This is a genomic window from Allobosea sp. P4_H5 (assembly GCF_056400825.1).
The window spans coordinates 117,269-140,733 of the sequence record NZ_JBFUKM010000011.1; the positions used below are offsets into that span (position 1 = coordinate 117,269).

Genomic DNA, 23,465 nt, shown 5'->3' on the forward strand with positions numbered 1-23,465 from the left:
TCCTCCGCGCCACGTTGCCACACCGCCAGCTGCGATGCGACGCGCGGCGCCAGGAACAGCGCGGAGCCCAAGGTGAGCACGATCCGGCCTGACCATCGCGATGGGCTTCGCCAGCAGGCACGGCCGCTGCTGGCCGAACCGTCGCGCCGCGCGATCCTTGCAGCCCTGGCGTCGGCGGCGGCACTCTCTTCGCCCGCCGGCGCCCAGGATGCGGGCCGGCCTCCGGCGGCGGCGAACAACGCGCCAACCGAGCCCAGGCGCGGCAGTTTCAGCTATGAAGCTGTGGTCAAGCAGGCCCAGGAGCTTGCGGCACGGCCGTTCGACGCGACCGCTCCCGACCTTCCGGAGGCGCTGAAGGCGCTGACGTATGACAGCTATCGCGAGATCCGGTTCCGGCGCGACAAGGCGCTCTGGCGCGAGAGCGGTTCTGACTATCGTCTCCACCTGTTCCATCTCGGCTTCCTGCATGACCGGCCGGTGCAGATCCATGACGTGGTCGACGGCAATGCGATCCCGATCCCCTACAGCATGGCGCTGTTCGAGTTCGGCAAGGCACAGGTGCCTCAGAAGCTGACGGTTTCGCTCGGCTTCGCCGGTTTCGCGGTCACCACGACCCTGAACGACCTCAAGCGCCAGGACGAGCTGATCTCTTTCCTCGGCGCGAGCTATTTCCGCTTCCTCGGGCGTGGCCATCGCTATGGCCTGTCGGCCCGCTCGCTCGCCCTCGATGTCGGCGGCGAGCAGCCCGAGGAGTTTCCGTTCTTCCGCTCGCTCTGGCTCGACCGCCCGAATGCGGACAGCGTCGATCTCGTCATCTATGGCCTGGTCGACTCGCCTTCCGTCAGCGGCGCCTTCCGCTTCATCGTTTCGCCCGGCCAGCAGACCAGCGTCGCCGTTACCGCGACGATCGTCCCGCGCAAGCCGATCGCGCGGCTCGGCATCGCGCCCCTGACCTCGATGTTCCTGGCCGGCGAGGGCGACCGCGAGCAGCGTACCGATTTCCGGCCGGAGATCCATGATTCCGACGGGCTGATGCTGAACACGGGGAGCGGCGACTGGATCTGGCGACCGATCCGCAACCCGAAGGCGCTGAGCATCTCCTCCTTCCAGGATCGCAATCCGCGTGGCTTCGGCCTGATCCAGCGCGATCGCGAATTCGGCCACTACCAGGATCTCGAAGCGCACTATCACGCCCGGCCCGGCTACTGGATCGAGCCCTCTGGCGAATGGGGCGAGGGGCGGGTCGACCTGATCGAGATTCCGACCCAGGGCGAGGCCTTCGACAATATCGTCTGCTGCTGGACGCCGAAGGAGCCTCTGCCGCCGGGGCAACCGAGCGAGTTCCGCTATCGGATCCGCACGATCTCGACCACCGAGACGCTGCACGCGCTGGGGCAGGTGCAGAGCAGCTTCGCCGCCGACGAGGTGGTCGACGAGGCTGCCGGCCGGGTCCGCAAGCGCTTCATCGTCGACTTCAACGCCGGCGATCTCGAATATTACCTCTCCGACCCGAAGCGCGTCACCATCGCCACCTCGGTTTCGAGCGGCTCGGTCGCCGGCACGATCGTCGACGCCAACGTCGCGGCGAAAGGTTTCCGGGCCATCGTCGATGTCGCGCTGCGTCCGGGCGAGAGTACCGATCTCAGCCTCTTCCTGCGAACGGCGAAGCGCGCGCTCACGGAAACCTGGGTGACCTCCTGGGCTACGGCAGCCCCTCAGCCGGCGCCTCCTCAGCCGGCGCCCGCGCCGCCGGCCGGCGCTACGGACCCGGCCGCGTCGCGCAATTGAACCCGGTCAGGCGTTAGCGATCCGGAGATGTCTAGGCGCTACGGCGTCGCAAAAAAATTGCTCGGCAGGTTGCCGGGCCGCGTCGTCGACTCGGTCCGCACCGGTTCTCTCGCACCGATGCCATAGCCCCTGTCGAAAGCGGTGCCATCCTGCTCGTTGCAGGTCGGCCGCTGCGGGTTCTTGGCGATGGCAGCCGATTTGGGGAAAGCGGTGTTGTCGACCGCGTCGGTGGTCGGCTGGCCGATATCGATACGCGAGGTCACCATGCTTACGGTCGGCTTGGCGGTCGGCGTGGTCCAGCCGAGCGTGCCGTGCCAGATGATGTGCCAGCCGATCCGCGCCAGATGATGCACCGTCGAGCCGCGTTCCCGCGCGACGAAATAGGCGATGAAGCCTTCGTCGCGCCGTGCCGTGTGCAGGAAGTTCGGCGCAGGCACCTTGCTGTTGGTCTGGCGCAGGGGGAACGGGTTGTTGGGATGGTCGCCGAGCTTGTAGGTCACCAGAAAGCCCCTGGTGCCGGTGGTCTGGTCGGTGATGACCTGATTGCTCGGGTCGAAGATCATCTCGTCGACAGTCGGCAGATCGCCGTCGCCGTCCAGCGATGGGTTGGTGCCGAAGGCGGATTTAAGATTGACGGCGATGCTGCCTTCATTGGCCATCCGCCCGGCATAAAGCGCCTCGTAGACCACGATGTCGGAGACCAGGATCATCCCGAACTCCCAATTGGTCGTCAGGTCGACCTTGTCCTGCCGGTTGGCCGGATCGCCTGACATCAGCACGGTGCCGGTGCAGGTGATCATCGGGCCGGTATGGCCGGGATGCCCCGCCGGATCGTCGGCGGCGGCGCGGCGAGCATTGGTCGTGCAGTGCAGCAGGGCGTGCTCCGTGCCGACATGGATGTCGGTACGCGAGCCACCCTTGTTGGCGGTGATCGTGGCGGTGCCGGGAGCGATCGCGACAACCATGGCTTCTCCTGCGGTTATCCGGCTGTCTGATGTCTTCGGGCGGGGCGCGTCGATCTAGCGAACCGCTGCGCTGTGGGTGCGCGCCTTGGCCGCTTCGGCGCGGCGATTGAGGGCACTCACCGCGATGATGGCGCGCTCCAGCGCCGCCATGGTCAACGGGCCGACGATGGCGTCGGCGACGAGCCCGTTGGCCGTCTGGAAGCTGCGCACCCGGTTTGCCGTCTCCGGGCCGAAGATGCCGTCGGGCAGGGTGCGGCCCTGGCTGGTCGAATTCGGCATTGCCAGGCCGAGATCAATCAGCGCCAGCTGGACGATGGCGACGGCCTGGCCGCGCTCGCCCTGCTTCAGCGGCGGCGCGTTCTCGGCCGCCTTCCTAAGGCGGTCATTATTCGAAAAGCGCGGTGACGTGAGCGCCATGATCTCGATCCTGCCCGTCCCCGATGACCCAAGGTTAGTTCCGGGTCCGGGGAGGGGTCAAGGATCGCGCCGGGTCTTTTGGCCTCACGCCGCCGGCAGGCAGGCCGGACCGAGCGGTTCGAAGCTCTTATAGGTCAGGATGAATTCCTGATGGCCGAGCTCTTCCGACTTGGTGCGTCCGCCCTGCGCCAGCGAGACGACGAGGTCGCGGATCTCCGTGCCGACCTCGTCGAGGCTGGCTCGGCCTTCGAGGATGCGGCCGGCATCGACGTCCATGTCGTCGCTCATCCGGCGATAGGTCTCCGGATTGGCGCAGATCTTGACAACCGGCGAGATCGCCGAGCCGACGACCGAGCCGCGTCCGGTAACGAACAGCACGCAATGCGCGCCGCAGGCGATCAATTCGGCGATCTCGGCATTGTCGTTGATGTTGGGGAAGCCGAAGCGGACCTCGCCATCCGGCACCACGTCGAGCAGATAGAGCCCGCCATGCGGCGGCACATCACCGGGCTTGATCAGGCCGGAGATCGGCGACGCTCCCGACTTGGCATAGGCGCCCATCGATTTCTCCTCGATGGTCGAGAGCCCACCCTCGGCATTGCCGGCGGCGAAGGAGCCATAGCCAAGCGTCGCGTAGTAGCGCGCCGCCTTGGCCACGGATTTCTCCAGTTCGACGCCGAGCTCGGGCGTGATCGCGCGCGCCGCCATGATGTGCTCGCAGCCGATCAGCTCGCCGGTCTCCTCGAAGATGCAGGCGGCGCCCTCCGCGATGAGCTGGTCGAAGGCGCGGCCCGCAGCCGGGTTGCCGGTGATGCCGGAGGTGCCGTCCGAGCCGCCGCAGACGGTGCCGATCACCAGTTCGCTGACCTGCATCGGCACGGTCTCGGCGGTATCGAGCGCGATGCGCTGCTCCTCGACCCAGGCGCGGCCTTCCTTGATCGAGGCGCGGGTGCCGCCGGTGCCCTGGATCACGATGGTCTTCACCGGCCGGCCGGTGGCGCGCACCGCCCGCTCCAGCGCATATTTGTTGAAGCTCTCGCAGCCGAGCGAGACCAGCAGCACTGCCCCGACATTGGGGTGGGTGCAGAGCTGCTCCATCATCCGCTCGGCATAAGGGTTCGGGTAGCAGCCCGGGAAGCCGATGGCGTGGACCTCATGCTCGCGCCAGGGCAGGGCGATCTCGCGCGCGACATGGTGGGCGCATTCGACCAGATAGGCGACGGCGACGACGTTGCGGATGCCCTTGCGGCCGTCGCTGCGCAGATAACCTTGCAGTCCGCTCATTGCGCCGCTCCCGCCTTGCGCTCGTCTTCCAGATGATAGGTCGGCGTGTAGTCGCTCTTCATGTTCTGGACATGTACATGGTGACCCGCAGCGATCGCCTGTGTCGCCACGCCGATCGGCGCGCCGTATTTCAGGATCTTCTCGCCCGGCGCGATGGCACGCCGGGCGATCTTGTGGGCGAGCGCGATGTCGCGGTCGATCACCGCCGGGCCCGTGCCGGTCTCGATGGGCTCGCCCGCCGGCAGGCGGGTGCGCGCGACGAAGACGTTGTCGCGCGGGTCGAGCAGGATCAGGCGGGGATCGTGGGACATCAGAACTTGCCGAATTGCAGATAGGCCTGCTGGGGATCGGTGCCGGCGAGGATCGCGGTGCGCACCTCGTTTTCGGCCGAAATCGCGGTCTCGGACTTCTCCAGGACTTCCTCGATGATCTCTGAGGGGATGCGGACGACGCCGTCGCGGTCGGCTAGGATGTAATCGCCCGGCCGGATCCAGACCTCGCCGATCTTGATCGGCTCGTCGACCGCCTTGGGCAGCCAGACGCCGACGATGTCACGCGGTGTATAGGCCTTGAAATAGGCCTGGAAGCCCATCTCGACCATGAATTCGGTATCGCGCGACAGACCGTCGATGACGCAGCCGCGCACGCCCTTGTTCTTCAGCGTTTCGGCCGAGAGCTCGCCCATCAGCGCGACCTCTTCGGTATTGGGCTGGCACACCCAGACATGGCCGGGCTTGGCGGCCGAAAGCAGGCCGGTCCAGCCGAGCAGGGTCTCGTGCGCATCGAACTCGCCGGTCTTGCCCTCGACGGTAAAGGCGGGGCCGGCGAGCTTCACGCCGGGCAGCAGCGGGCGCAGCGCCGGCGGCAGGGTGAAGTCCTTCAGGCCCATGGCCCGCATCGTGTCGTGGATGATACCGGTGTAGCAGCGTTCGAGGCGCTCGGTCAGCGTATCCGTCATGTTTCCTCCGGTGCGGCCGCTCCGGCGGCCTTGCGGGCACCTTGCGCAGAGGGTGGCTCAGGGGGCAAGTGCGGATTTTGCAGCGCAGGCGCGCGTATTAAACGATTTAAATTGCGATTCTTGTCATGCTCGGGCTTGACCCGAGCATCTCGGAAACCAGCTATCTGGTCCTGAGGTTCTCGGGGCTGCGCTTCGCCGCGCCCGAGAATGACGTGCTGGCTGCATCAGCCCACCCGCTCCCAGCCCTGCGGCATCAGCCGCTCCTGCGGCAGGAAGCGGGCCTTGTAGGCCATCTTCGGCGAGCCTTCGACCCAGTAGCCGAGATAGACATAAGGCAGGCCGAGCTTGCGGGCGCGCTCGACATGCTCGAGCACCATGAAGGTGCCGAGCGAGCGCGCTTCGAGGGCGGGGTCATAGACCGAATAGACCATGGAGAGCCCGTCGCTCAGCCGATCGGTCAGGGCGAAGGCGAAGAGGTCGCCCTGGCCTCGTCCGGTGAAGCCGCTGTCGGGGCTGCGCCGGCGGTATTCGATCAGGCTGGTCTCGACATGGGTGTCTTCGACCATCATGGCGAAGTCGAGCGCCGACATCGTCGCCATGCCGCCATCGGGATGGCGGTCGTCGAGATAGCCGCGGAACAGCGAATAATGCTCCGAGCGCGGCTGCGGCGGCAGCGTCTCGCCGATCAGGTCGCTGTTGTGCGAGAGGATCTTGCGGAAGGTGCGCGAGGGCCGGAAGTCGGCGACGACGATCCTGACCGAGATGCAAGCCCGGCAGGTCTCGCAGGCCGGCCGATAGGCGATGCTCTGCGAGCGCCGGAAGCCGCCTTGCGAGAGCACGTCGTTGAGGTCGCGCGCCCGCGCCCCGACGAGATGGGTGAACACCTTGCGTTCCTCGCGGCCCGGCAGATAGGGGCAGGGCGTTGGCGAGGTCAGGTAGAATTGCGGGGCATCCCGCAAGGGACGTGTCACGTCAGGCAGGCTCCGGAACCGCCGAATTGAACCTGAGTTTAGCAGTCGGCGCCGCGGCAACAAGCGGCAAGCCTGGGGTGGCCGCACCGCATGGGATAACCCCTGAATCAGTGCTAGCTTGCGCTCGTGGGGATTCCCTTGAGACCCCAAAGGCGGGGGTGATGCGATGCAGGCCGAGACGGTCGCGTTGACCCGCGAGAAGGAAACCCTGCTGATCACGCTCTGGGCCAAGGCCGGTGAGAGCCTGCTGCCCGATTCCCTGCTCAAGGACCGCTTCGCCGCCGAGGCTGCAACGCGCATCGACTATGATTTCGCCAGGCTCAAGGTCGACCGCGACCTGATGGTCGGCCTCGCCATGCGTGCGAGCACCCTCGATGGCTGGACACGCGATTTTCTCGGAAGGCACCCCGATGCGCTAGTGTTGCATCTCGGCTGCGGGCTCGACAGCCGCGTCTTTCGGATCGATCCGCCGGCCGGCGTCGATTGGTACGACATCGACTATCCGGACGTCATCGCGCTCAGGCAAAAGCTCTACCCGGCGCGCGATGGCTATCATCTGATCGGCTCGTCGGTGACGGAGCCCGGCTGGATCGTCGGGCTGTCGCGGGATCGCCCGACGATGATCGTGGCCGAGGGGCTTTTGCTCTATCTGCCGGAAGAAGAGGTGCCATTGCTGCTGGAGCGGCTGGTGCGGCATTGCCGCAGCGGGGAAGTCGTCTTCGACGCCTATAGTCCGCTCGGCCTCAAGCTGATCGCGCTGCAGCCCTCGATCAAGGCGACCGGCGCGGTGCTGCGCTGGTCGCTCGACGATCCCGCCGAGTTGGAGCGGCAGGTGCCGGGCCTCGAACTGGTCACCGAGCTCACGGCCTATGACCCTGATGGCTACGATCCGGCCCAGATCGCCCGCATGTCCTGGCCGGCGCGCTTTGCGATGCAGTTCTTCTCGCTGCTCCCGCCGCTGGCGCGCATCGGCTTGTTGTTGCGCTACCGCTTCTGAGACCAGCTCAGGCGCGCACCACCACGAGCCCGGTCAGGATGTCGTGGCCGAGGCGCCGGTCCTCGCGCACCAGCCCGCAGGCGATGTCGAGGAACCACAAGCCGATCGTGCCGGCCGCGACATAGAAGAACAGCGCATGCACGGCAGCCGCCAGCGCATCCGGCCGGCCGCCCGAGGCTGTCTCGACCCGAAGGCCGGCCATGCGCATGCCGAGCGTCGCCTGCTTGCGCCCGCCGATGGTGATGGCGGCATAGCCGAGCGCGACCGCGATCGTCGCTCCGCCCATCAGCAGCCAGGTCAGGCCGAAGGTGATGATGCCGAGGATGCCGAGCAGGAACCAGACGATGCTGCCCAGGATGAACAGGACGACGACATCGCCGATCCAGGCGAACAGGCGCGAGCCGAGCACGCCGCGCGTATCCTGCAGCGGCCGGTCCTCCAGCGCGACGATCGGCGGCTGGCGATAGGACGGGTTCGACATCTCTGGCTTCCATTCTCCGGCGGGCGGACGTGCCCGCTGGCTGATAATGTTTGATCAGCGAGCCGGTTCCGCAAGGCCGCTGGCGAGGAGCGGCGCCGTTTTTGGCGCGAACGCCTCAGGCTTCAGCGATAACAAACCTTGCTAAAGCCTGTGGCCGATCCCACACTGGAATGATCGGAGATCGGCCATGAACATCAACGTGTCGCTGCCGGAGGAACTGCTCCGCTTCATCAAGGCGAAGGTGGAGACCGGCCGCTATACCTCCTCGAGCGAGGTCGTGCGGGAGGCGTTGCGCCTGCTCGAGAAACATGACGAACAGGAAGCCGAGAAGCTGCGCTGGCTCCAGCAAGCCTGGAAAGAGGGCGTCTCTAGCGGCGCTGGCGGCGAACTCGATCTGGCTGCCATCAAGGCCGAAGGCCGCGAGCGGCTGGGTGTGAAAGCCTGAAGCGGCATGGGCTTCGTCCATTACACCGATCGGGCGAAGCAAGACCTCCTCGACATCTGGCTTTGGATCGCGCGTGACAGCGCGACGCTCGCCGATGCGGTTCTCGAGCGCATCGAGCAGCGCGCAAGCAAATTATCGCAGCACCGCGAGATCGGCATGGCTCGGCCAGAGATCGGCGAGGGCGCGCGCGGCCTCGTCATCGAGCGTTGGCTCGTGCTCTATCGGCTGGTCGATGGCGGCGTTCAGATCGTCCGCATCGTCGATGGTGCGCGCGATCTCGTGCGCCTCGGCTGGCCGGCAGATTGAGCCGACGAGTCAGCCACTCGGCCCCGCAAGGCCACGCGGATAGATCCGCCGCGGCGCGAGGCCTTCCTGGCGCAGCGCTTCCTCGATCGCGGCGGTGTGCGCCTCGTCGCGGGTCTCGATGGTGACGTCGAGCATCACGCCCTTGGCCGGCACGTCGAGGAAGAGCCGGCCATGACTGACCTCCAGGATGTTGGCGCCGAGCGTGCCGAACAGGCTCGCGACCTTGCCGAGCAGGCCGGGCCGGTCGCTGGCGGTGAGGCGGAAAGCGGCAATGCGCTGCTCGCGCTCGAGTTCGCGCACCATGATCGCCGCGAGCAGGCGCGCATCGATGTTGCCGCCGGAGAGTACGAGCCCGATCTTGCGGCCCAAATAGCGCTCGGGCTCCTTCAGCATCGCAGCGAGGCCGGCGGCGCCGGCGCCCTCGGCGAGCGTGTGCTGCAGAGTCGCGCAGGCGTTGACGGCGCGCTCGATCAGGTCCTCGCCGACCAGCACGATGTCGGCGACCAGCGCCTTCACCACCGGCAGGGTCTGCATGCCGACGGTCTTGACCGCGATGCCCTCCGCCAGCGTCGCGCCACCGATGGGCATGTCGGCGCCATGCACCGCGTTGTGGAAGGACGGATAGAGCGCCGCCTCGACGCCGATCATCTCGATCGACGGTTTCAGCGCCTTGGCGGCGATGGCGTTGCCGGCCATCAGCCCGCCGCCGCCGAGCGGGATCAGCAGCGTGTCGAGCTCGGGCTGCTCGCGCAGCATCTCCAGCGCGACCGTGCCCTGGCCGGCCATCACGGCCGCGTCATCATAGGGGTGAACGAAGACGAGGCTCTTCTGCGCGGCGATCTCCCGTGCCTTCTGCGCCGATTCGGAGAGCGTCTCGCCGAACAGCACGACCTCGGCGCCATGGGCACGGGTATTCTCGACCTTCACCAGCGGCGTCGTCTCCGGCATCACGATCGTCGCTGGGATACCGAAGCGCTTGGCGTGATAGGCGACCGCCTGGGCATGGTTGCCCGCCGACATGGCGATGACGCCGCGACGCCTCTCGTCCTGCGTGAGGCTGACCAGCTTGTTGACCGCGCCCCGTTCCTTGAAGGAGGCGGTCGCCTGCATGTTCTCGTGCTTGACGAAGACCTCTGCACCGGTCAGCGCCGACAGGCGCGGTGCCGGCATCAGCGGCGTCTTCAGCACATGGCCTGCGATGGTCTGCGCAGCCGCCTCGATATCGGCGAAGCTGATCGCGAAGCCGCTGCCCATCCGTTACCCCGTTCTCGGACTCAAACCTGGCGCGGCGTCAGCGCGCCGTCGCCGAAGAAGCCGCCGGGGCGCAGGATCAGCGTCACGGCGAGCAAGCTATAGACTGCGATGTCGCGCTGTTCGAGCGGCATCGTCGCCGACCACAGCACCTCGAAGGCGGCGATGGCCAGGCCACCCAGGCAGGCGCCCGGCACCGAGCCGATGCCGCCCAGAACGGCGGCGACCAGCGCCTTGAGGCCCAGCGTGAAGCCGCCGGAAAAGCCCATGCCGCCATAGATCACGGTGACGATGACGCCGGCCGCGCCGCAGATCGCGCAGGCGATGATCAGTGCACGATCGTGCACTGCGCGCGGATCGATTCCGAACAGCGAGGCGGTCCTGGCATCGTCGGAGACCGCGCGCCAGGCCCGGCCATAGGAGGAGCGGGCGAGATAGAGGATGAGGCAGGTCGCGGCCGAGAAGCCGAGCCCCGCCATGGCGAGCGAAACGGGCGTCGCCGTGACGATGAACTGCTCGGCCCGCACCAGCGGCAGCGGCTCGTTGAACACCGGCGGCAACCAGCGCAATTCGGCACCCTGGGCGAGGCGCAAGTACTCGGACAGCGCGATAGCGAGCCCGATCGTCGCGATCAGCACCTGCTGGCCATTGCTCTTGTCGAGATGGCGCAGCACGAAACGGCCCATGGCGAAGCCGTGCAGTGCGCTGACGGCGATCGCGACGGCAAAGGCGATGAACAGGCCCGAGACCGGCGTCGAGACCGAAAGCGACAGGGTCAGCGCCACGCCGACCACAGCGGCGAGTGCGCCGAGCGCCGAGAATTCGCCGAAGGTCAGGATGATACGGCCGTTGAGCCCGTAGATCAGCGCATAGGCGCTGGCGAGCAGCGCGTAGATCGCGGCCGAGGGCAGGGCGGCCAGGCCCTGCTGCAGACCATAGGCGAGGCCGGGTGGTACGGTGATGAGGTCGGCCCCGGGCGACATGCCGGGATCGACCGGTGGTTCGGCCTTGTATTCGAGATAGAAGCGCCGCAGCAGCAGGAAGCTGGCATCGGTCATCGGCACGCCGTCGGAGGCGAGGCCAGCCAGCGCGCCGCGCTGCAGCGTGGTGCCTTCGCCGGCGAAGATGCAGTCGATGGTGCGCCGCCGCGGCGGTTCGTCCGGCGCCTGCGCCCGGTAGACGATACGCAGGATGCCGGTGCGCGGGCCGCTGCCGGTTCCCTCGATGCTGATGACGGTATCGGTCGGGTTCAGCGCCGGGATCGCCAGCCGGCAGGCGCGAATCTGATCGGTGTCGAAGCGCCCGCAGGAGGCGAGCGCAAGGCAGAGCAGAATCGACGTGAGCAGGGCGCGCATCGCGGCGCACGCTAGCGCGAGAACCGGGACGTTGGAACTCGCTGCGCGCGCGTCACACGGGCGATTGCAGGACTTGATAAATCGATGAAGCGGTGCACATCCGATTGGGGTTTCGTCAGATGCCGAGGCCCGGTAGCGACAAGGCAGCTTGCATGCAGCAGGACGAGATCTGGGACGCCGACGCGGCCAGGACCTATGACACACCGGGAACCGGGTTGTTCTCGCCGGAGGTACTGGATCCGGCGGTCGAGCGACTGGTGCAGCTCTCCGAAGGCGGTAGGGTCCTCGAATTCGCGATCGGGACCGGCCGCGTCGCCCTGCCGCTCAGCCAGCGGAACGTGCCGGTGGCGGGCATCGAGTTCTCGCCTGCGATGATCGCGGAGCTGCGGGCCAAGGTCGATGAAGCGACGATTCCCGTCGTCCTCGGCGACATGGCAACCGCGGTCGTTCCCGGCAGCTATTCGCTCGTCTACCTCGTCTACAACACGATCTTGAACCTGCTCACGCAAGCGCAACAGGTGGCCTGCTTCCGCAATGCGGCGCGCCATCTCTCACCCGGCGGGCGTTTCGTGATCGAGCTGTGGGTGCCGGAGCTGCGCAAGCTGCCGCCCGGGCAACAGGCCGTCGTCTGGCAGTCGGAGGCGGGCTATATCGGTCTCGATACCTATGACGTGCTGAATCAGCAGGTGGTTTCGCACCATTTCAGGTTCAGCGAGGGCAGGCAGGCCGAGGTTTTTCGCTCGCCGCACCGCTATATCTGGCCGGCGGAGCTCGACCTGATGGCCCAGCTGGCCGGCTTCGAACTCGAAAGCCGGCATGCGGATTGGAGCGGAGCGCCCTTCACGGCGGAGTCGCGCTCGCACGTCTCCGTCTATCGCCTGCCCGGCTAGATCAGCCGCGTTCCTTCAGCATCCTGGCGACCTTCGGCGCGAAATAGGTCAGCACGCCGTCGGCGCCGGCACGCTTGAAGGAGAGCAGACTCTCCAGCATCGCCTTGTCGCCATCGAGCCAGCCATTATTGGCCGCCGCCATGATCATCGCGTACTCGCCTGAGACCTGGTAGGCGAAGGTCGGTACCGAGAAGGTGTCCTTCACCCGCGCGATGATGTCGAGATAGGGCAGGCCGGGCTTGACCATCACCATGTCGGCGCCCTCTTCGAGATCGAGCGCGACCTCGGCGATGGCTTCGTCGCTGTTGGCCGGGTCCATCTGGTAAGTGCGCTTGTCGCCGATCAATGTGGCGTTGGTGCCGATCGCGTCGCGGAACGGGCCGTAATAGGCCGAGGCGTATTTGGCCGAATACGCCATGATTTGCACGTCCTCATGGCCGCAGGCGTCGAGCGCGGCCCGGATCGCGCCGACGCGCCCGTCCATCATGTCGGAGGGCGCGATCACATCGGCGCCAGCGTCGGCGAGAGCCAGCGCCTGCCGGACGAGAATGCCGACGCTGGCATCGTTCAGGATGCGCTCGCCATCCATCACGCCGTCATGGCCATGCGAGGTATAGGGGTCGAGCGCGGCGTCGCAGATGATGCCGATCTCAGGCACCGCCGCCTTGATCGCACGCACCGCCCGGCACATCAGATTGCGGCTGTTGAGCGCTTCCGAGCCGGTCGCGTCGCGTAAGGTCCGGTCGACATAGGGGAAGGGCGCGATGGCGGGGACGCCGAGCTTGGCCGCTGCCTCCGCCTGCCGCACGGCTTCGTCGATGTTGAGCCGATCGACGCCCGGCATCCAGGCGACGGGCGAGACGGGCTCGGCGGCATCGATCAGAAAGATCGGCCAGATCAAATCGTCGGTGCTGAGGCGGTTCTCGCGCACCAGCCGGCGCGACCATTCCGCCTTGCGGTTGCGGCGCATGCGGCGAGTGAGGCCGAGCGAATCCGCCGTGGTGGTTGCGGCCTGCAGCGTGGAGAGGGGCTGTACCCGGGAAGTCATCGACGCCTCCGCCGTGAATGCGATATTGGCTTGCCGGCGATCCTCTATCACATCGGCTCGCTCCCAAAACAGGCGCGATGGTCGCAGTCGCGAGAGCGGGCCAGAACGGCGCAAGCCTGCCCGGCGCGGCAATCCCGCGATCATGGAAGGGGATGCGATGCGGCCGGAACTCTTTGCTGTCGCCATGCTGGTGGGAGCGCTCGCCGCCACAGCCGCGCGGGCCGAGGTGACGCGCCGCGACGCGATCGAGGCGCAGACTGCGACGGCACTCGCCTCCGCCGACTATGCCGAGCGGCATTGCCCGTCATTGCGGCTTGGCCAGGACAAGCTCGACAGGAATCTGCGCGAGATCAAGGGCACGCTCGCGGGCCTGCGCGCCACCGAGAGCTATGCCGAGCAGGTCGCGGCATTGCGCTCGATCGAGCAGAGCCATGGCCGGGCGATGGTCTGCGGGGCTCTGCCCAAGGCCCATGGCGGCTACGGTCGCGGTATCGTCGCCGTGCGCTAAAGTCCGGACGGGACCGGGTCGGCGCTCGCGTTGACAAGCCGGGGCCCGCCTTCCAGAACCGCCTGACGGATCGGGGTCGAGGCGGACATGGCGCAGGAACAGGACATCATCTGTGAAATCCGCGGCAGCGCCGGCTTCGTCCTGCTCAACCGGCCGAAGGCGCTGAACGCGCTCAACCTTCCCATGGTGCGCGAGCTGGCCAAGGCGCTCGACGCCTGGGAGCACGATCCCACTGTCACGCGCATCGTCGTCACCGGCGCCGGCGAGAAGGCCTTCTGCGCCGGCGGCGACATCCGCAGCCTGCACGATCTCGGCAAGGCCGGCCAATACGACGAGATGCTCGCCTTCTGGCGCGAGGAATACATCCTCAATGCCCGCATCCAGAGCTACCCCAAGCCGTACATCGCGCTGGTCGACGGCATCGTCATGGGCGGCGGCGTCGGCCTCTCCCTGCATGGCAGCCACCGTGTTGCCGGCGAGCGCTGGCTCTTCGCCATGCCGGAGGTGGGGATCGGCTTCTTTCCCGATGTCGGCGCGACCTATGCCTTGCCGCGCCTGCCCGATCACGCCGGCACCTATCTCGCCTTGACCGGCGACCGTGTCGGCCAGGCTGATGCGCTCGCGCTCGGGCTGGCGACGCATGCGGTTCCCTCGGCCCGCATGGCCGAGCTCGCCGAGGCGTTGACGGGCTCCGAGCCTGTCGACGCCACGATCACCCGTTTCGCCGCAGATCCCGGGCCGGGCAAGCTCGCGCCGGAGCGAGTGACGATCGCTCACTGCTTTGGTGCCGCGACGCTGCCTGAGGTGCTGGGCCGGCTCGATGCGAAGGCGGCGGCCGGCGATGCCTTCGCCGCCAAGACGCTCGCCACGATTCGGGCGAAGTCGCCGACCAGCGTCGCCATTGCCTTCGAGCAGATGCGCCGCGGCGCCTCGCTCGGCTTCACGGAAGCGATGCAGCTCGAATTCCGCATCGTCTCTCGCATCCCGCACGGCCACGATTTCTACGAGGGCGTGCGCGCGGTGGTGATCGACAAGGACCAGGCACCGTCCTGGCGGCCGCGGACGCTGGAAGAGCTCGATCCGGCGGCGGTGGCGGCCTATTTCGCTCCGCTCGGTGCGGCCGAACTGGCGCTGGGCAGCTGAGATGACGGTGCGCGACGGCGAGGTTCTGCGCGGCCCGGGCCAGGCGGGCGAGGTGAAGCGCCGGGTTCGCTGGCGCTTGCTGCTGGTCTGGCTGCTGCGTCTGCTTTCGGTGGTCTGGATCGGCAAGGGACTGATGCACTGGGCGACGATCCTCGGCCTCGGGCTGGTATTCGAGCCCGGCCCCGCCTTCGAGACGCGCCCGCTGACCTTCCAGGCGATCACGGTCTATTTCGCGGTCTTCGATCTCGTCGCCGGCGTCGGCCTCTGGTTGACCGCGACCTGGGGCGGCGTGCTCTGGCTGCTCGCTGCCGTCAGCCAGTTGCTGCTCGGCTTCTTCTTCCCGCGCTGGCTGACATTGTCGCCGGCGCTGATAGGCACTTATGTCGCGTTGATGCTGGCCTATTTCCTCGCCACCTGGGCGGCGGAAAACCAGGAATCCTGAAGCCTGAGCCCGCCTCGAATACGCTGGGCCACAGTAAGAATCGCTTTAGCTTAAGGGATTTGCGGTTCATTTTGGATTCACCCAAATGGGTAAATCCCTGATTCATCCTGATATTTAAACTCGTTTTCATCCGCCCCGCCTATGGTGTCTCTCAGAAGCGGACCGGGAGACAATCCTGGCCGGTAATCAACAGGCGGGATATTACCATGAAGAGCAATGTAAAGACTGTGGAGCCGGCCGCATCTGACGAGGTTCAGCTCAAGGTGAAGCCGCTTTACCTTGAGTCTCTCACCTTGGTCGAGCGACTGCATCGCCGGCTGCTCGACGTGATCAAGGACGAGTTCGAGCGTCGCAATCGCGACGACGTCAACAGCGTGCAGGCGCTGCTGCTCTACAACATCGGCGACGCCGAGCTCTCGGCCAGCGAGCTGCGCACCCGCGGCTACTATCTCGGCTCGAACGTCTCCTACAACGTGAAGAAGCTGGTCGAGCTCGGCTTCCTTCACCACGCCCGTTCGCGGATCGACCGTCGCTCAGTGCGCATCAGCCTGACCGACAAGGGTCGCGAGGTGCACCACATCGTCAAGGGCGTCTACGACAAGCATGTCCGCACGGTCGAGCAGATCGGCGGCATCGCGGCCGACGACTTCGAGCGGATGAACAACGCCCTGCTGCGCCTCGAGCGCTTCTGGACCGACCAGATCCGCTACAAGCTCTGAGCGCTGGGCCACGGGCCCGGTCTCGACGGTATCCCCCGCAGCGCGCTTCGGCCTCCCGGCCGGGGCGCGTGCGCCTGTTTCTTTCCGGCAACAGTGATTTTCCTTCGGCCACAGCGATCAAACCCGCGTGAGCGCGACGCATCCCCGCCCTAAAAATGCCGCGCTCATCATGAGCTGTTAACTGTGGTAAGGGATCGTCCCCAGCGACCGACCGTGGCAGATGCCCGGCCGAAGGGGCGGGTCGCGTCCCGCTCCGATGATACGAGAAGTCCAAGGGGTACGATCGATGCCGAATATCCGCCTGACCCGCCGCGAGACGGTTCTGGCCCTGCTCTCGTCTGCTGCCGCCGGCGTGAGCCTGCCGGCTTTCGCCCAGCAGGCCGAGTGGCGCCAGAGCTATGATGCCGGCTCGCGCAACGCCGTCCAGCGCTCCTCGACGCCGATGCTGTCGCCGGCCGCTTTGGCCGCGACCGAGCAGGCGGTCGAGGCCTACCGGGCGCTCGCCGCGCGCGGCGGCTGGCCGACCCTGCAGGTCAGCGAGCGCCTTTCCGTCGGTTCGCGTGGTCCGAGCGTGGTCGCCCTGCGCCAGCGGCTGATCATCACCGGCGATCTCGACGCTTCGGCCGGCGACAGCAATATCTATGATTCCTATGTCGAGGGCGGCATGCGCCGCTTCCAGTCGCGCATGGGCCTGTCGACCACCGGCAGCATCAACCGCGCGACGCTGGCGGCGCTCAATGTGCCGGTCGACAGGCGCATCCGCCAGCTCGAGACCAATATCGTGCGCTTGCGCACCTGGTCGGGCAGCCTTGGCAACCGCTATGTCGTGGCGAACATCCCGGCAGCCGCGGTCGAGACGGTCGAGAACGGCCATGTCGCGACCCGCCATGCTGCCGGTGTCGGCAAGATCGACCGCCAGTCGCCGCTGCTGCAGACCAAGATTCCCGAGGTCAATTTCAACCCGACCTGGACGGTTCCGGCTTCGATCATCCGCAAGGATCTGATCCCGAAGATGCAGAAGGAGCCGACCTACCTCACCGAGAACAAGATCCGCATCATCGGGCCGAGCGGCGAGATTCCGCCCGACCGCGTCAACTGGCGCTCGGACGAGGCGACCCGCTACACCTTCCGCCAGGATCCGGGCGGCGAGTTCAACTCTCTTGGTTTCGTGCGCATCAACATTCCGAGCCCGCACGGCGTCTACATGCACGACACGCCGTCGAAGGGCATCTTCGGCGACGATTACCGCTTCGTGTCCTCGGGCTGCATTCGCGTCCAGAATGTGCGCGATTACATCGCCTTCCTGCTCAAGGAGACCCCCGGCTGGGATCGCGCCAAGATTGACGAGACCATCGCCTCGGGCGAACGCGTCAATGCTCGCATCGCCAATCCGGTGCCATGCTACTGGGTCTACATCACCGCCTGGGCCACCCCGGATGGCGGCGTGCAGTTCCGCGACGACATCTACAACAAGGACGGTCTCGGACCGGCGGCGGTCGCTGCCCTGCAGGGCGATCAGGATATCTGAACGGCACTACAAAGTGCTCGAAACAATGAGGCCCGCCGATCAACGGCGGGCTTTTTCTATTTTAGCCCTCATCCTGAGGAGGCCCGAAGGGCCGTCTCGAAGGATGTTCCAGATGTTTCAGGAGCCTCCTGGAGCATCCTTCGAGACGCCGCTACGCGGCTCCTCAGGATGAGGGCTGAGAAAAGTATTCAGCTCAACCCGCCTTCGCCAGATTGGCCGCGACGCAGTTCGCGAAGGCTCGCGTACCGAGTGGACCACCGAGATCGCGCGTGCGCTGCTCCGGCGCCTTGATCGTCAGGTCGATCGCCAGCTCGATCGCTTGCGCTGCCTGCAGCAGGGCAGGGGCCCGCCGCCGCTCGCCGAGCCAGGCGAGCAGCATCGCCGCCGAGCCGATCAGCGAGGCCGGGTTGGCGAGGTCGCGACCCGCGATATCAGGCGCCGAGCCGTGCTGCGCCTGCGCCACCGCGTGATCCTCGCCGGCATTGAGCGAGGCGGCGAGGCCGAGGCTGCCGGAGATTTCCGAGGCCTGGTCGGAGAGGATGTCGCCGAACATGTTGGTGGTGACGACCACGTCGAAGACGCTGGCATCGCGCACCAGCAGCGCCGCCATCGCATCGATGATCTTCTCCTCGTATTCGACATCGGGATAACGCTCGGCCACCGAGCGCACGCATTCCAGGAAGAGCCCGTCGGAGATGCGTAGCACATTGGCCTTGTGCACGGCCGTGACCTTGCGCCGGCGCTGGCGAGCCAGCGCAAAGGCGCTCTCGGCGATGCGCAGGGAAGCCTGCCGCGTCACCTTGCGGAACGACATGGCAAGGTCCGGCGTCGGCATGATCTCGCCGGGGCCGAGATGCATCGAGCGGTCGGAGTAGAAGCCTTCCGTATTCTCGCGCACCACGACGAGGTCGAGTGGCTTGCCGCAGCGCGGCGCAAAGCCGTCGCGCGAGCGGGCCGGGCGTATGTTGGCATAGAGGTCGAGCCGCTTGCGCAACTGGCCGGATGGGTTGAGCCCGCCCTTCTCGGCTGGCGGATACTCGTTGTGCGAGACCGGGCCGAGGATGACGCCGTCCGCCCGCTTTGCCGCCTCCAGCACGGCCTCGGGGAAGGTCGTGCCCTGGTTCTTCAGCGCAGCGAAACCGATCTCCGCCCGCTCATAGGCGAGCCCGAAGCCGAAGAGCTTGCTCGCGGCGTCGAGCACCTTGCAGGTCGCCGCCGCGATCTCGGGGCCGATGCCGTCGCCTTCGAGGACGAGCAGGCGCAGGGCAGGGGATGTCGCGTCGGTCATGGTCGGCATCGGTCCGTGAATGATGGAAGGTGATGGAGCGGGAGGGCGCCTTACTCGATCTTGATGTCGGCCTCGGCGACGACCTTCGACCACTTTTCGCGCTCGGCCTTGACGAAGGCGGCGAACTCGGCAGGCGTATTGCCGATCGGCTGGGCACCTTCGAGCTCGAGGTTCCGGCGCACCTCCGGCAGGTTGATGATGGTCGCGACCTCGCTGCGCAGCCTGTCGATGATCGCCTGCGCCGTGCCCTTGCGTACGAAGACGCCGTACCAGCCGCTCGCCTCGTAGCCGGGCACGCCGGCTTCCGCGAGCGTCGGCACCTGCGGCAGCGCCGGAGCCCGCTCGGCCGTGGTGACGGCGAGCGCCTTGAGGCCGCCGCCATTCACATGGCCGATCGCCGAAGGCAGCGTCGCGAACATCATCGGGATATGCCCGCCGATGAGGTCGTTCAGCGCCGGCCCGGCGCCGCGATAGGGGGCGTGCTTCAGCTTGACGCCCGCCATCAGTTCGAACAGCGCGGTGGCGATGTGGTTGGCCGAGCCGTGTCCGGCGGTGCCATAGGTCAGCCCTTCCGGCTGGGCTTTGGCGAGCGCGATCAACTCGGCGACCGAGTTGGCTTTGACCGATGGATGCACAAGCAGAAGCAGCGGCGCCTTGGCGATCAGCGTCACCGGCTCCAGCACCTCGGCCGGGTCATGCTTCAGATTCTTGAACAGGCTCGGATTGACCGCCATCGGGCCGATATTGCTGATCAGCACGGTGTAGCCGTCGGCAGGAGCCTGCGCCGCGGCAGTGGTACCGAGATTGCCGCCGGCGCCGGCGCGGTTCTCGACCACGACGCCAACCCCGAGCCGATCTTGCAGCTTCTGCGCCACCGCCCGCGCGATCACGTCGGTGCCACCGCCGGCGGCATAAGGCACGACCATGGTGATCGGCTTGCTCGGCCAGTCCTGCGCTTTCGCGGCGATGGCCGGCAGCGCGGCGAATGCGGCTGCGAGCAGGAGCGTTGGAAACCGGCGCGACATGAAGCCTCCCACGTTGTTTTGATTTTTCAGTATACCGAAGTATGCTGAATTTGGTCGCACGGGCAAGCGTTGATTTCGGCGCAGGGCCGAGCGATCACGGCATCCGGCCTTGAGGAATGGGAGAGGGCGCAGTTTGACGGTGTTCGCCGATGTCCAGCCGGTGCGCTCGCTTGCGGGCCAGGCCTATGCGCGTCTGCGCGAGGCGATCGATGCCGGCGAGCTCAGGCCCGGCATGCGCTTGCGCGAGGAAGACCTCGCCATCCGGCTGGAAATGAGCCGCACGCCCTTGCGCGAGGCAGTGCGCCGGCTCGAGGCCGAGGGCTTCTTTACCCGTGATTCGCGCACGCTCGTCGTGATGACACTCGACCATCAGGCGGTCTCCGAGCTCTATGCGATGCGCGAGGTGCTGGAGGGGACCGTCGCTGCCTTCGCCGCACGTCACGCCTCCGAGGGCGAGGTCGCGTTGCTGCGTGATCTGCACGCGATCGAGGCCGGGCTGCTCACCCGCCCGCAGGAACTGGCGCGCCACAATGAGCGCTTTCATTCTGCGCTCTATGGCGCCGCACATAACCGCTATCTGCTGAAAGCGCTGAACGCGCTGCGCGATGCGCGTGCGCTGCTCGGCTCCTCGACCTTGCTCGATGTGGGGCGTGCGGGACAGGCGCATGCCGAGCATGACGCCATCGTCTCGGCGATCGAAGCTCGCGATCCCATCAGGGGAGAGGCTGCCGCCCGCGATCACATCAGGGCTGCCGGCCGTGAACGGCTACGGCGGCTGGTGCAGGCGGGCTGAGCCGTCCGCGGTCGGTTGGGATCAGGCCAGATTGTCGGCGATCAGGAAGCCGAGCAGCGATATGCACGCCATCACGATCGAGATTTCCAGAAGACTGAAACCCATTGCCGCCTCCACAGCTGCGAAGGTAACGCAGTCGGCTCGCCATGGTTCCGCCGCAGCTGCGACGATTGTGTGATCGCCGGGGGAGCTTCTCAGCGAGTCTGCTTCTGCCGGGCGATCGCGGGCACGAGCTCGTCCTCCTTAGTCAGATGCCGGCCGGCGAGATGGAGCACGACATAGCCGATCACTGCCGACAGCGCCGAGCCGGCGAGCACGCCGATCTTGGTGGCGTCGTTGAGCGCGGCGCTGTTCGCGAAGGCCAGTGCCCCGATGAACAGGCTCATCGTGAAGCCGATGCCGCAGAGCAGCGAGACGCCGTAGAGCTGTGCCCAAGTCGCCTTGGCCGGCATGGTGCCGAGACCGAGCCGCACGGCGAGCCAGGCGAAGCCGAACACGCCGATCTGCTTGCCGAGGAAAAGCCCGAGCACGATGCCGAGCGGCACAGGCGTCAGCAGGAGCGAGGGCGACATGCCGGCGATCGAGACGCCGGCATTGGCGAAGCCGAAGACCGGCACGATCAGATAGGATGACCAGGGGTGGAGCCGGTGCTCCAGCGTGTGCAGGGGGGAGTGCTCAGGCTCGTCGCTCTCCGTGCCATGGCCGCCGAGCGGGATGGTCAGCGCCAGCGCGACGCCGGCAAGCGTGGCGTGGATGCCGGACTTCAGCACGAAGAACCAGAGCACGGCGCCGATGACGAGGTAGAGTGGCAGCAGGCGGACGCCGCGCAGGTTGAGCGTGATCAGGATGGCGAGGCACGTGGCGGCGCCGGCCAGCATCGGCAGCGAGAGATCGCCGGAATAGAACAGGGCGATGATCAGGATCGCGCCGAGATCGTCGAGAATGGCGAGCGCGGTCAGGAAGATCTTGAGCGAGACCGGCACGCGCGAGCCGAGGATGGCGAGCACGCCGAGCGCAAATGCGATGTCGGTGGCAGCGGGGATCGCCCAGCCACGCAAGGCTTCCGGGTCGCTGCGGGCGAGCGTGGCATAGATCAAGGCGGGCGCGATCATGCCGCCCAGCGCTGCCAGCGCGGGCAAGGCGCGGCGGCTCCAGGTCGCGAGCTGGCCTTCGATGAACTCGCGCTTGATCTCCAGCCCGACGAGCAGGAAGAACAGCGCCATCAGCGCGTCGTTGATCCAGTGCAGGACAGAGAGGCCGGCGACCTTCGCCTCCAGGATGGTGAAGTAGACGATCCCGAGCGGCGAATTTGCAATGATCAGCGCTAGAGCGGCGGAGAAGACCAACAGGACGCCGGCCGCCGCTCCGCTTTCGAGGAAGGCATGCAGGGGCGAGCGGCGCTTCGGCGGCCAGTCCGGCTGGTGAGCTTCGATCTCGTCCGTCTGCTGCGCCACGCCGTCCTCCTTCCGCCGGTTTCCGTTTCACCCGGCTGCTGCGACACCCCGATGTCGTTTCGATTGCAGCCGACAATCGCGCCAAGGGACGATTCGGCTTTCCCAGGTTGTGAATAAAGCAGAGTGCGCGCGAGGCGGCACTCCATATCGCCGCACTATCGCCGGCGCAGCCGGTCCGCACCACCCGCCAGCGCTGCGACGAGGGCCATGGTCGCGAGCAACGCTGCTGTGCCGCCGAACAGGCTGGTGTAACCGAAGCCCGCGATCACCGGCGTGCTGGCGAGCGGCGAGCAGAACTGGCCGATGAAGATCGAGGCGGTCAGGATGCCACCGGCGAGCCCGCGCTTCTGCGCCGGTGCGAGGTTGAGGGCGAGCGCGACGAAACTCGGCGAGACCAGCGCGTAGCCCGCGCCGATCGCCGCGACCGCGGCGAAGATCGCCGGGGTGGTCGCAGCGAGCAACAGGACGAGAAAGCCCAGCGCCATCGCGCCATAGCCCAGCGCGAAGATGCCGGCATAGCCGATTTTGCGCTGGATGCGCGGGTAGAGCAGCGCGCAGCCGCCGCCCGAGAGCATCAGCACGCCCAGCGCCGAGCCGGTCATGATCGCGCTGTCATAGCCTCGCGTATCCAGGAAGAAGGACAGCTGCGTCGGCATGATGAAGAAGATCATGTTGGTCGCGCCCTGCAGCAGCACCAGCGAGGTGAGGGGCAGTCGCCAGGGGTGGTCATCGCTGCGATCGCCCGCTGGTTTCGCGCCGCTGGCCTGCGCCGGCCTCGGCGGATCGACGATCACCAGCCACATCAGCGGCAGGAAGGCGGCGGCCAGCCCGTAGATCGCGAAGGGCAGGCGCGGCGAGAGCGTCGCGGCCCAGCCGGCGGTGAGAATGAAGACGAGGCCGCCGAGATTGCGTGCCGAGATCTGCAGGCCGGTCAGCGCATTGCGGTCGTCGCCGGTGAAATAATCGCCGATCAGCGCCGTCTGCGCCGTCATGATCAGGGCGACCGCCACCCCCAATACGAGCCGGCTCGCAAAGATCGTCGGAAGGTCGGGCAGGACGAGCCCGGCGCAGCCTGACAGCACGAACAGGATCACGCCGAAGAGCAGCAGCCGGCGCCGCCCGATCCGGTCGGCCGCGAGCCCGGCGAGTGGTGCAAGGATCGCGACGCTGAGCGAGGGCGCCGGTACCAGAAGCCGTGTCAGCAGCGCGGCATTGGGCTCGCCGGCGAACAGTCGTTCCAGCCCGGGCAGGGCCGGAGCGATCGTCGCGTTCGCCATGGTGGTGAGCGATGCCGCCATCAGGAGGGCGATGGCGCGCCGATCCTGCCAGATCGGAATTTGCCTTGAAACGAGAACAGCTTCCATGATGATCCTCTTGCCGAAATGATGAGTTCGGCAGAGCGTACGAAT

25 protein-coding genes are annotated in these 23,465 nt (G+C 66.9%); 11 read left to right on the forward strand and 14 right to left on the reverse strand.

Annotated features, from left to right (window positions below):
- The first annotated feature begins 72 nt into the window (after positions 1-72).
- Complete coding sequence (locus AC1DS0_RS21990) at positions 73-1,788, forward strand: OpgD/OpgG family glucan biosynthesis protein (RefSeq protein ID WP_476816398.1); 1,716 nt, start codon at positions 73-75, stop codon at positions 1,786-1,788.
- A gap of 38 nt (positions 1,789-1,826) precedes the next feature.
- On the opposite strand, the gene AC1DS0_RS21995 is transcribed toward AC1DS0_RS21990, so the two are convergent.
- The 6 genes from AC1DS0_RS21995 to AC1DS0_RS22020 form a co-directional block, all read right to left on the reverse strand.
- Positions 1,827-2,753 (reverse strand): hypothetical protein, encoded by a 927-nt coding sequence (locus tag AC1DS0_RS21995; RefSeq protein WP_476816399.1) that lies wholly within the window; start codon positions 2,751-2,753, stop codon positions 1,827-1,829.
- A gap of 54 nt (positions 2,754-2,807) precedes the next feature.
- Positions 2,808-3,170 carry a peptidoglycan-binding domain-containing protein gene (locus AC1DS0_RS22000; protein ID WP_476816400.1) on the reverse strand — a complete coding sequence of 121 codons (363 nt, stop codon included), beginning with the start codon at positions 3,168-3,170 and terminating at the stop codon, positions 2,808-2,810.
- A gap of 84 nt (positions 3,171-3,254) precedes the next feature.
- Positions 3,255-4,454, reverse strand: coding sequence for a UxaA family hydrolase (locus tag AC1DS0_RS22005; RefSeq protein ID WP_476816401.1), 1,200 nt, complete (start codon positions 4,452-4,454; stop codon positions 3,255-3,257).
- On the reverse strand, positions 4,451-4,765 hold the full coding sequence (locus tag AC1DS0_RS22010; protein WP_476816402.1) for a UxaA family hydrolase: 315 nt from the start codon (positions 4,763-4,765) through the stop codon (positions 4,451-4,453). The genes AC1DS0_RS22005 and AC1DS0_RS22010 overlap by 4 nt, the downstream gene beginning before the upstream one ends.
- Entirely contained in the window at positions 4,765-5,412 is a 648-nt protein-coding gene (locus AC1DS0_RS22015; protein WP_476816403.1) for an RraA family protein, read from the reverse strand. Before AC1DS0_RS22015 ends, AC1DS0_RS22010 begins: the two co-directional genes overlap by 1 nt.
- Positions 5,413-5,636: 224 nt before the next feature.
- Entirely contained in the window at positions 5,637-6,383 is a 747-nt protein-coding gene (locus tag AC1DS0_RS22020) for an arginyltransferase (RefSeq protein WP_152014171.1), read from the reverse strand.
- A gap of 166 nt (positions 6,384-6,549) precedes the next feature.
- On the opposite strand from AC1DS0_RS22020, the gene AC1DS0_RS22025 reads away from it, so the two are divergent.
- The gene (locus tag AC1DS0_RS22025) at positions 6,550-7,380 is read left to right on the forward strand and encodes a class I SAM-dependent methyltransferase (RefSeq protein WP_476816404.1); all 831 of its coding nucleotides are present in this window, start codon (positions 6,550-6,552) and stop codon (positions 7,378-7,380) included.
- A 7-nt stretch (positions 7,381-7,387) separates the two neighbouring features.
- Here AC1DS0_RS22025 and AC1DS0_RS22030 read toward each other — a convergent pair whose 3' ends face one another.
- Positions 7,388-7,861 (reverse strand): RDD family protein, encoded by a 474-nt coding sequence (locus tag AC1DS0_RS22030; RefSeq protein ID WP_476816405.1) that lies wholly within the window; start codon positions 7,859-7,861, stop codon positions 7,388-7,390.
- A gap of 187 nt (positions 7,862-8,048) precedes the next feature.
- Here AC1DS0_RS22030 and AC1DS0_RS22035 point away from each other — a divergent pair, with 187 nt between their 5' ends.
- Together AC1DS0_RS22035 and AC1DS0_RS22040 are read left to right on the forward strand one after the other, a co-directional pair.
- Positions 8,049-8,306: a type II toxin-antitoxin system ParD family antitoxin gene (locus tag AC1DS0_RS22035; RefSeq protein WP_152014174.1), complete on the forward strand. Its 258-nt coding sequence runs from the start codon at positions 8,049-8,051 to the stop codon at positions 8,304-8,306.
- A gap of 6 nt (positions 8,307-8,312) precedes the next feature.
- Complete coding sequence (locus AC1DS0_RS22040; RefSeq protein WP_476816406.1) at positions 8,313-8,612, forward strand: type II toxin-antitoxin system RelE/ParE family toxin; 300 nt, start codon at positions 8,313-8,315, stop codon at positions 8,610-8,612.
- Between the two features lie 9 nt (positions 8,613-8,621).
- On the opposite strand, the gene AC1DS0_RS22045 is transcribed toward AC1DS0_RS22040, so the two are convergent.
- On the reverse strand, positions 8,622-9,866 hold the full coding sequence (locus AC1DS0_RS22045) for a threonine ammonia-lyase (RefSeq protein ID WP_476816407.1): 1,245 nt from the start codon (positions 9,864-9,866) through the stop codon (positions 8,622-8,624).
- Positions 9,867-9,886: 20 nt separating this feature from the next.
- Positions 9,887-11,218, reverse strand: coding sequence for a branched-chain amino acid ABC transporter permease (locus tag AC1DS0_RS22050; RefSeq protein ID WP_476816408.1), 1,332 nt, complete (start codon positions 11,216-11,218; stop codon positions 9,887-9,889).
- A gap of 152 nt (positions 11,219-11,370) precedes the next feature.
- Between AC1DS0_RS22050 and AC1DS0_RS22055 the strand changes: the two genes are divergently transcribed.
- Positions 11,371-12,108 carry a class I SAM-dependent methyltransferase gene (locus AC1DS0_RS22055; protein ID WP_476816409.1) on the forward strand — a complete coding sequence of 246 codons (738 nt, stop codon included), beginning with the start codon at positions 11,371-11,373 and terminating at the stop codon, positions 12,106-12,108.
- 1 nt (position 12,109) lies between these two features.
- Here AC1DS0_RS22055 and hemB read toward each other — a convergent pair whose 3' ends face one another.
- Positions 12,110-13,156, reverse strand: coding sequence for a porphobilinogen synthase (hemB, locus tag AC1DS0_RS22060; RefSeq protein ID WP_476816410.1), 1,047 nt, complete (start codon positions 13,154-13,156; stop codon positions 12,110-12,112).
- A gap of 157 nt (positions 13,157-13,313) precedes the next feature.
- Between hemB and AC1DS0_RS22065 the strand changes: the two genes are divergently transcribed.
- From AC1DS0_RS22065 to AC1DS0_RS22085, 5 genes are all read left to right on the forward strand, one after another.
- A complete protein-coding gene (locus tag AC1DS0_RS22065) occupies positions 13,314-13,664 on the forward strand; it encodes a hypothetical protein (RefSeq protein ID WP_476816411.1) in 351 nt (116 codons plus the stop codon).
- Between the two features lie 87 nt (positions 13,665-13,751).
- On the forward strand, positions 13,752-14,807 hold the full coding sequence (locus AC1DS0_RS22070) for an enoyl-CoA hydratase/isomerase family protein (RefSeq protein ID WP_476816412.1): 1,056 nt from the start codon (positions 13,752-13,754) through the stop codon (positions 14,805-14,807).
- A gap of 1 nt (position 14,808) precedes the next feature.
- Complete coding sequence (locus AC1DS0_RS22075) at positions 14,809-15,249, forward strand: DUF6163 family protein (RefSeq protein WP_152014182.1); 441 nt, start codon at positions 14,809-14,811, stop codon at positions 15,247-15,249.
- Between the two features lie 206 nt (positions 15,250-15,455).
- Positions 15,456-15,968 (forward strand): transcriptional regulator LdtR, encoded by a 513-nt coding sequence (gene ldtR, locus AC1DS0_RS22080; protein ID WP_057192211.1) that lies wholly within the window; start codon positions 15,456-15,458, stop codon positions 15,966-15,968.
- Between the two features lie 286 nt (positions 15,969-16,254).
- The gene (locus AC1DS0_RS22085; protein ID WP_152014183.1) at positions 16,255-17,496 is read left to right on the forward strand and encodes a L,D-transpeptidase family protein; all 1,242 of its coding nucleotides are present in this window, start codon (positions 16,255-16,257) and stop codon (positions 17,494-17,496) included.
- Positions 17,497-17,689: 193 nt separating this feature from the next.
- On the opposite strand, the gene AC1DS0_RS22090 is transcribed toward AC1DS0_RS22085, so the two are convergent.
- Together AC1DS0_RS22090 and AC1DS0_RS22095 are read right to left on the reverse strand one after the other, a co-directional pair.
- Positions 17,690-18,784 (reverse strand): isocitrate/isopropylmalate dehydrogenase family protein, encoded by a 1,095-nt coding sequence (locus AC1DS0_RS22090; protein WP_476816413.1) that lies wholly within the window; start codon positions 18,782-18,784, stop codon positions 17,690-17,692.
- A 50-nt stretch (positions 18,785-18,834) separates the two neighbouring features.
- Positions 18,835-19,809, reverse strand: a complete 975-nt coding sequence (locus AC1DS0_RS22095) for a Bug family tripartite tricarboxylate transporter substrate binding protein (RefSeq protein WP_476816414.1) — start codon at positions 19,807-19,809, stop codon at positions 18,835-18,837.
- 139 nt (positions 19,810-19,948) lie between these two features.
- On the opposite strand from AC1DS0_RS22095, the gene AC1DS0_RS22100 reads away from it, so the two are divergent.
- Complete coding sequence (locus AC1DS0_RS22100) at positions 19,949-20,602, forward strand: GntR family transcriptional regulator (RefSeq protein WP_476816540.1); 654 nt, start codon at positions 19,949-19,951, stop codon at positions 20,600-20,602.
- Between the two features lie 194 nt (positions 20,603-20,796).
- Here AC1DS0_RS22100 and nhaA read toward each other — a convergent pair whose 3' ends face one another.
- Together nhaA and AC1DS0_RS22110 are read right to left on the reverse strand one after the other, a co-directional pair.
- Positions 20,797-22,056, reverse strand: coding sequence for a Na+/H+ antiporter NhaA (gene nhaA / locus AC1DS0_RS22105; protein WP_476816415.1), 1,260 nt, complete (start codon positions 22,054-22,056; stop codon positions 20,797-20,799).
- Positions 22,057-22,211: 155 nt separating this feature from the next.
- Positions 22,212-23,420: an MFS transporter gene (locus AC1DS0_RS22110; protein WP_476816416.1), complete on the reverse strand. Its 1,209-nt coding sequence runs from the start codon at positions 23,418-23,420 to the stop codon at positions 22,212-22,214.
- Positions 23,421-23,465 lie beyond the last annotated feature (45 nt).